Raw genomic sequence first — 7,237 nt, forward strand, 5'->3', positions numbered from 1 at the left:
AGCTGCCCAACTTCCTTTCGGCTTTCGTTGTCTTGCTTAGCCGGTCGTCGCCGGCGCTTCCACCTGCCGCACCGGCCCGGTGAACCATTTCTTCACCGAGGCGTGCCAGTACAACCAGAGCAGCGACAGTACGCCGAACACCACCAGTGGCGTGTAGTTGACGAACTTCCACTCGAAGCTCGGATCCCACGGCACTCCGCCCAGCGACGTCGGGAACATGGCCACGATGGAGGTGAGGATGATCTCGGCCAGCGCCAGCGGTGCCATCCAACGATGATGCCCGCGCAGGTTCCAACTTCCCACCGCGAAGGAGTCGCCGGCCTTCCAGCGGTAGTAGATGGGCACCGCGAAGCACAGGTACAGCCCGACCACGCCGATGGACACCACGGCGAAGAAGGCGATCGGGACGGGCGCGCCGTTGATGTCGACCTCGATCAGTGCGGGCAGGGTCAGCAGGGCGGCGAGGGCGGCGGTGACGACGACCGCGTTGGCCGGGACCTTGTTGGAGTTCACCGCCGACCACAGCCGGTGACCCGGGACCGCGCGGTCGCGGCTGAACGCGAACAGCATCCGCGAGGCACTGGTCTGGCAGGCGGTGGTGCAGAACAACTGTCCGGCGGTGGAGATGAACAGCACCAGCGCGGCCCACCTGGAATTCAGTGCCTGGCTGAAGATGGTCGCGACCCCGCCACCCGATGCCGACACCGCGTCCGAGTCCTGGACGGCGAACAGGAAGGCGAGCAGCAGAACCCAGCCGCCGACCGCCGAGTAGAGGATCGACCGCCAGATTCCCTTGGCCGCCGCGTCGGCCGCGCTCTTGGTCTCCTCGGAGAGGTGCGCGGACGCGTCGTAGCCGGTGATCGTGTACTGGGTGAGGATCGCCGAGATCGGCAACACGACCAGAAGCCAGCCGAGGCCCGAGGTCGCCCCGCCGAACATGCCGCTGTTGTTGACGGTCTTGGCGAAGACGTCGCCGAAGGCGGCGTGATGCTCGGGGACCAGGAACAGGATCGCCATCACCGCGGCCGCGCCGGCCACGTGCCACCACACCGAGATGTTGTTGATCACCGCCAGCAGATGACTGGAGGTGATGTTCACGACGGCGACCGCCACCAGGATGATCAGGAACATCACGAAGACCCGTTTGAGGCTGTAGCCGGCCAGCCAACCCTCGCTGAGGGTGCCCAGCGTGAGGTCCAGGAACGTGGCGCTGCCGTAGGCGACCGACGCCAGGATGGCGATCAGTCCGATCAGGTTCAGCCAGCCGGTGTAGTAACCGGCTTTCGCGCCGCCGAGTTTGGCTGCCCACCAATAGATTCCGCCTGAGGTCGGATAGGCCGAGACGAGTTCGGACATGCACAGGCCGACCAGCAGGATGAAGGCGGCCAGGATCGGCCAGCCCCAGGCGATGGCTGCCGGGCCGCCGTTGTTCCAGCCCAGGGCGAACGAGGTGAAGCAGCCCGCGAGGATCGAGATGATGGAGAACGAGATGGCGAAGTTGCTGAACCCGGACCAGCTTCGCTGAAGCTCCTGGTTATAGCCCAGTCGCGCCAGGTGCAGTTCGTCCTCGTCGAGAACGTCATGGCCCTCGGGCATGGCGGGTCTCCATTCGTCGAGGGTTCTCTGGGGAACTGGGGATCAAAACAATAGGCTGCAATCGGTCCTTCTTCCCACCGTTTGCAAATCGCTCGTGTTAAACCTTGGACCACACCGACCAGTCGAGGAGTGTTGTGACGTCTGAGCGCCGCGGCTTGGCGAAAGGCCTGCTCACCCCCGGCGAGTTGGACCGCCTCATCGCGGCCGGCGACATCGACACGGTGATCGTGGCGTTTCCGGATATGCAGGGCCGGCTGACCGGCAAGCGGGTGTCGGCCCGACTCTTCGTCGAGGAGGTCGCCGCCCACGGTGCGGAGTGCTGCGACTACCTGCTCGCCGTGGACGTCGAGATGAACACCGTCGACGGCTACCGGATGTCGAGTTGGGATTCCGGTTACGGCGACATGGTGATGCGGCCGGATCCGGACACGCTGCGGGTGCTGCCGTGGCTGGCGGGCACCGCGCTCGTCGTCGCCGATCTGCACTGGCCGAACGGCGGCCCCGTCGTCGCGGCACCGCGCAACGTCCTACGCACCCAGACCGACCGGCTGGCTCAGCGCGGGCTGGCCGCCTTCGTCGGCACCGAACTGGAATTCATGGTCTTCGACGGCACCTATCGCGACGCCTGGGCCGCCGGTTACCGCGGCCTGGTCAAGGCCAGCGACTACAACGTCGACTACGCGATCCACGCCTCCACCCGGATGGAGCCGCTGCTGCGCGACATCCGGCTCGGCATGGACGGCGCCGGGATGTACTGCGAGGGCGTGAAAGGCGAATGCAATCCCGGCCAGCAGGAGATCGCGTTCCGTTATGACGCCGCGCAGGTCACCTGCGACAACCACACGATCTACAAGAACGGCGCCAAGGAGATCGCCGATCAGCACGGCCGGAGCCTGACCTTCATGGCCAAGTTCGACGAACGCGAGGGCAACAGCTGCCACATCCATCTCTCGCTGCGCGACGCCGACGGGGCGGCGGTGTTCGCCGCCGACCGGAACGACGGAACGCCGGCCGGGATGTCCCCCCTGTTCCGCAGCTTCCTGGCCGGGCAGCTGGCCACCCTGCGGGAACTGACGCTGTGCTATGCGCCGAACATCAACTCCTACAAGCGATTCGCCGAGGGCAGCTTCGCGCCGACAGCGGTGGCCTGGGGTATGGACAACCGCACCTGCGCGATGCGGGTCGTCGGAGACGGCGAGTCCATGCGGGTCGAGTGCCGGGCGCCCGGCGGCGACGTCAACCCCTACCTGGCGGTGGCCGCTCTGATCGCCGGGGGCCTGCACGGGATCGACAGCGGCCTGCAGTTACCCGACCCGGTCGCCGGCAATGCCTACGCCAGTGACGCCCGGCGCTTGCCGACCACGCTGGCCGAGGCCGCCGACCTGTTCGCCGGATCGGCGGTGGCCCGCGAGGCGTTCGGCGACGAGGTGGTGGAGCACTACCTGAACAATGCCCGGGTGGAACTGGCCGCATTCAACTCGTCGGTCACCGACTGGGAGAGGGTCCGCGGCTTTGAACGCTTCTGATCCCCCCGCGAGCAGACGCGAAAGTCTCCCGCACCCCGGCGTGTCGGGGCCTTTCATGTCTGCTCGCGCGGAGGGGGCGGGGCCGGTGATCGGCCTGACCACCTACCGGCAACAGGCCCGCAGCGGAGTGTGGGACGTGCACGCCAGTTTCCTGCCCGGGGTGTACCTCGACGGGGTCACACTGGCCGGGGGAATCGCGGTCCTGCTGCCCCCGCAACCGGTCGACGACGACATCGCCGCCCGGGTGGTCTCCGGCCTCGACGGGCTGATCCTCACCGGCGGCAAGGACATCGACCCGGCGGCCTACGGGCACGAGCCCCACCCGGCCACCGAGGAACCGGCCCGAGACCGCGACGCCTGGGAGTTCGCCTTGCTGGCGGCGGCGCTGGGCCGGCGGCTGCCGGTGCTGGGGATCTGCCGCGGCCCGCAGGTGATCAATGTCGCCCTCGGGGGCTCGCTGCACCAGCATCTGCCGGATGTCATCGGCCACAGCGGCCACCGGGTGGCCGATGCGACGTACGCCTCGCACGTCGCCGCGATCGCCGCGGGCAGCCGGTTGAGCCGGCTGCTCGGCGAGTCGGTGCGGACCCACTGCTATCACCACCAGGGGATAGACCGGCTGGGCCGGGGGCTGGTCGCCACGGCGTCGTGCGACGGGGTGATCGAAGGCATCGAGGCCGACGGCGGCGGCTTCCTCATCGGTGTGCAGTGGCATCCCGAGGAGAACCTGGATGATCTGCGGTTGTTCGCCGGACTCGTCGAGGCGGCCCGCGCCTACGCGATGCAGAAAGTGGGCATGTGAGCACCACCACCGTCATCAACCCGGCCACCGAAGAGCCGCTGCGGACCGTCGAACTGCTCGACGCGGCCGCGGTCGACGACGCGGTCGCCCGGGCCAGGGTGGCGCAGAAAGCCTGGGCCGCCGCCCCGCCCGCCGGGCGCGCCGAGGCGCTGCGGTCCTTCGCCGCCGCCGTCGACGCCGGCGTCGACGAACTGGCCGCACTGGAGGTGGCCAACTCCGGGCACCCGGTCACGGCCGCCGAGTGGGAGGCCGGCCACGTGCGCGACGTGCTGAACTACTACGCCGGCTCCCCGGAACGGTTGAGCGGCAGGCAGATTCCGGTCGCCGGCGGACTCGACGTCACCTTCCACGAACCCATCGGGGTCATCGGCGTGATAACGCCGTGGAACTTCCCGATGCCGATCGCCTCGTGGGGCTTCGCGCCGGCGCTGGCCGCCGGGAACGCGGTGCTGCTCAAACCCGCCGAGTGGACGCCGCTGACCAGCATCCGCCTCGCTGAACTGGCGGCGCAGGCGGGACTGCCGCCGGACCTTTTCCAGGTGCTGCCCGGCAGGGGCAGTGTGGTGGGGGAGCGGTTCATCAGCCACCCCGACGTGCGCAAGCTGGTGTTCACCGGTTCCACCGAGGTCGGCACCCGGGTGATGGCCGGGGCGGCGGCGGGTGTCAAACGGGTGACGCTGGAACTCGGCGGTAAGAGCGCCAACATCGTCTTCGACGACTGCGATCTGGAACGCGCCGCGGCCACCGCCCCCTACGGGGTTTTCGACAACGCCGGTCAGGACTGCTGCGCCCGCAGCCGGATCCTGGTGCAGCGCAGCGTTTTCGACAGGTTCATGGAGCTGCTTGAGCCCGCGGTCAAGGGAGTCGTGGTGGGCGACCCGACCCGCCGCGACACCGAGATGGGCCCGCTGGTGTCGCGTCCCCACCTGCAGTCGGTGGCGTCCTACGTCCCCGACGGGTCGCCGGTGGCCTTCCGGGGCTCGGTGCCGACCGGGCCCGGATACTGGTTCCCGCCGACGGTGCTCACACCGGACCGGGGCGATCGCACCGTCACCGAGGAGATCTTCGGACCGGTGGTCGCGGTGCTGCCCTTCGACGACGAGGCCGATGCGGTCGAGTTGGCCAACGACACCGCCTACGGCCTGTCCGGCTCCATCTGGACCGAGAACCTCTCCCGCGCGATGCGGGTGTCCCGGGCGGTCGAGTCCGGCAACCTGAGCGTCAACTCGCATTCCTCGGTGCGATACAGCACCCCCTTCGGTGGCTTCAAGCAGTCTGGCCTCGGCCGCGAACTGGGACCCGACGCACCGGAGCATTTCACCGAGACCAAGAACGTTTTCTTCGCGATAGGAGAAGCTCCGTGACTGTTGATCTGACCCAGCGGCTGGCCGGTAAGGTCGCGGTCGTCACCGGCGCGGCCAGCGGTATCGGCCTGGCGTCGGCGCGGCGGATGCGCGCCGAAGGGGCCACCATCGTGGTCGGAGACATCGACCCCGAGACCGGCGGCCCGGTGGCCGAGGAGCTCGGCGGAACCTTTGTCGCGGTGGATGTTTCCGACGAGGCCGCGGTCGACAACCTGTTCGACACCGCCGCGGCGGCCCACGGCTCGGTCGATATCGCGTTCAACAACGCCGGCATCTCCCCGCCCGACGACGACCTCATCGAGACCACCGAACTGCCCGCCTGGCAGCGAGTGCAGGACGTCAACCTCAAAAGCGTCTACCTGTGCTGCCGGGCGGCGCTGCGGCACATGGTGCCGGCCGGCCGGGGCTCGATCATCAACACCGCTTCGTTCGTGGCGGTGATGGGTTCGGCGACGTCGCAGATCTCCTACACCGCCTCCAAGGGCGGGGTGCTGGCGATGAGCCGCGAACTCGGAGTGCAGTTCGCCCGGCAGGGGATCAGGGTCAACGCCCTGTGCCCCGGGCCGGTGAACACCCCGCTGCTGCAGGAGTTGTTCGCCAAGGACCCCGAACGCGCCGCCCGGCGGTTGGTGCACATCCCCACCGGAAGGTTCGCCGAGGCCGAGGAGATCGCCGCCGCGGTCGCGTTCCTGGCCAGTGACGACGCCTCGTTCGTCACCGCGTCGACCTTCCTGGTCGACGGCGGCATCAGTTCGGCCTACGTGACACCGCTGTAGGGGCTGCGCCGCGGGCCGGGGTATGGTCAGCGGGCAAGAGTCGGACGGTGCGGAAACCGGTGAGAATCCGGTGCGGTCGCGCCACTGTGTCCCCACCCGGTGCTCCACGCGGGGTGGGGGAGTCAGACCTCCCGTCCGGACTTCACCCGCAGCGGGGACGCGCCATCCCCAGGAGGTCGACATGCCAGGATCCCTGCCCGGGTCGAGGCGGTCCTGGACCCGACGAGACCGGACCCAGGTTGCGGTCCTGCTCGGGGTCGTCACCGTGCTGCACCTGGCCGGCTTCGGAGCCCTGTTCGCACTGGCCACCCGATCCGACTTCGGCGGCGCGCAGGTGCTGTCCATCGGGGTGGGGGTCGCGGCCTATCTGCTGGGCCTGCGGCACGCCTTCGACGCCGACCACATCGCCGCGATCGACAACGTCACCCGCAAACTGTCCGTCGAGCGGAGCCGGCCCAAATCGGTCGGATTCTGGTTCGCCCTCGGCCACTCGGCGATGGTGGTGCTGCTGGCACTGACGGTGGCCGGTGCGGCCCGAGCCGCCGACGTGCTCCTCGACGACGCCTCCTCGGCTCGTCGGCTGCTCGGCACGGTGGGCACCCTGGCCTCGGGCGGTTTTCTCTACCTGATCGCGGCCGTGAACATCGTTGTGCTGGTGGGGATCTGGCGGGCCTTCCGCGCCCTGCGCGCCAACCGCGCTGACAGCCGCCACCTCGACGGAATGCTCGACGGCACCGGTGTGCTGAACCGGCTCCTCGAACCGGTGATGCGGCGGATCACCGCTCCCGGCCAGATGTTCGTCGTGGGTGCGCTGTTCGGCTTGGGCTTCGACACCGCCACCGAGGTCGCCCTGCTGGCGATGGCCGGCAGCGGCGCGGCGGCCGGCCTGCCCTGGTACGGGTTGCTGGTCCTGCCGGTGCTGTTCGCGGCGGGGATGAGCCTGATGGACACCCTCGACGGGATCTTCATGTCGGCGGCCTATGACTGGGCCCTCGCCGACCCGTTCCGCAAGATCTACTACAACCTCATCATCACCGCGCTGTCGGTGGCCGTCGCCGGCCTGGTCGGCACCGTCCAACTCATCACCGTGGTGCACGACGAGTTCGGCTGGGCCAACCCGGTCACCGACTGGGTCAGTTCGATCGGCATGGACCAGGTGGGATTCATCGTGGT

The 7,237-nt window shown here is 68.8% G+C and carries 6 protein-coding genes; 5 read left to right on the forward strand and 1 reads right to left on the reverse strand.

Features of this window, described 5'->3' with window-relative positions:
* Positions 1-36: 36 nt before the first annotated feature.
* The gene (locus tag ADBZ5U_RS03550) at positions 37-1,596 is read right to left on the reverse strand and encodes an amino acid permease (RefSeq protein ID WP_526262432.1); all 1,560 of its coding nucleotides are present in this window, start codon (positions 1,594-1,596) and stop codon (positions 37-39) included.
* Positions 1,597-1,763: 167 nt separating this feature from the next.
* Here ADBZ5U_RS03550 and ADBZ5U_RS03555 point away from each other — a divergent pair, with 167 nt between their 5' ends.
* From ADBZ5U_RS03555 to ADBZ5U_RS03575, 5 genes are all read left to right on the forward strand, one after another.
* Positions 1,764-3,122 carry a glutamine synthetase family protein gene (locus ADBZ5U_RS03555; protein ID WP_526262444.1) on the forward strand — a complete coding sequence of 453 codons (1,359 nt, stop codon included), beginning with the start codon at positions 1,764-1,766 and terminating at the stop codon, positions 3,120-3,122.
* 55 nt (positions 3,123-3,177) lie between these two features.
* The gene (locus tag ADBZ5U_RS03560; protein ID WP_526262434.1) at positions 3,178-3,924 is read left to right on the forward strand and encodes a gamma-glutamyl-gamma-aminobutyrate hydrolase family protein; all 747 of its coding nucleotides are present in this window, start codon (positions 3,178-3,180) and stop codon (positions 3,922-3,924) included.
* Positions 3,921-5,288: an aldehyde dehydrogenase family protein gene (locus tag ADBZ5U_RS03565; protein ID WP_526262436.1), complete on the forward strand. Its 1,368-nt coding sequence runs from the start codon at positions 3,921-3,923 to the stop codon at positions 5,286-5,288. Before ADBZ5U_RS03560 ends, ADBZ5U_RS03565 begins: the two co-directional genes overlap by 4 nt.
* The gene (locus ADBZ5U_RS03570; protein WP_526262438.1) at positions 5,285-6,064 is read left to right on the forward strand and encodes a 3-oxoacyl-ACP reductase; all 780 of its coding nucleotides are present in this window, start codon (positions 5,285-5,287) and stop codon (positions 6,062-6,064) included. The genes ADBZ5U_RS03565 and ADBZ5U_RS03570 overlap by 4 nt, the downstream gene beginning before the upstream one ends.
* Before the next feature lie 181 nt (positions 6,065-6,245).
* A partial coding sequence (locus ADBZ5U_RS03575) for a HoxN/HupN/NixA family nickel/cobalt transporter (protein ID WP_526262440.1) occupies positions 6,246-7,237 on the forward strand: 992 nt, incomplete at its 3' end.

Origin of the sequence: Mycobacterium sp., from assembly GCF_040398885.1 — a bacterium.
Taxonomy (GTDB): Bacteria; Actinomycetota; Actinomycetes; order Mycobacteriales; family Mycobacteriaceae; genus Mycobacterium.

What these genes read in the sequence shown, in the direction of transcription:
- ADBZ5U_RS03550 (WP_526262432.1), bottom strand. Translation starts at nt 1,596, where the DNA reads ATGCCCGAGGGCCATGACGTTCTCGACGAGGACGAACTGCACCTGGCG.
- ADBZ5U_RS03560 (WP_526262434.1), top strand. Translation starts at nt 3,178, where the DNA reads ATGTCTGCTCGCGCGGAGGGGGCGGGGCCGGTGATCGGCCTGACCACC.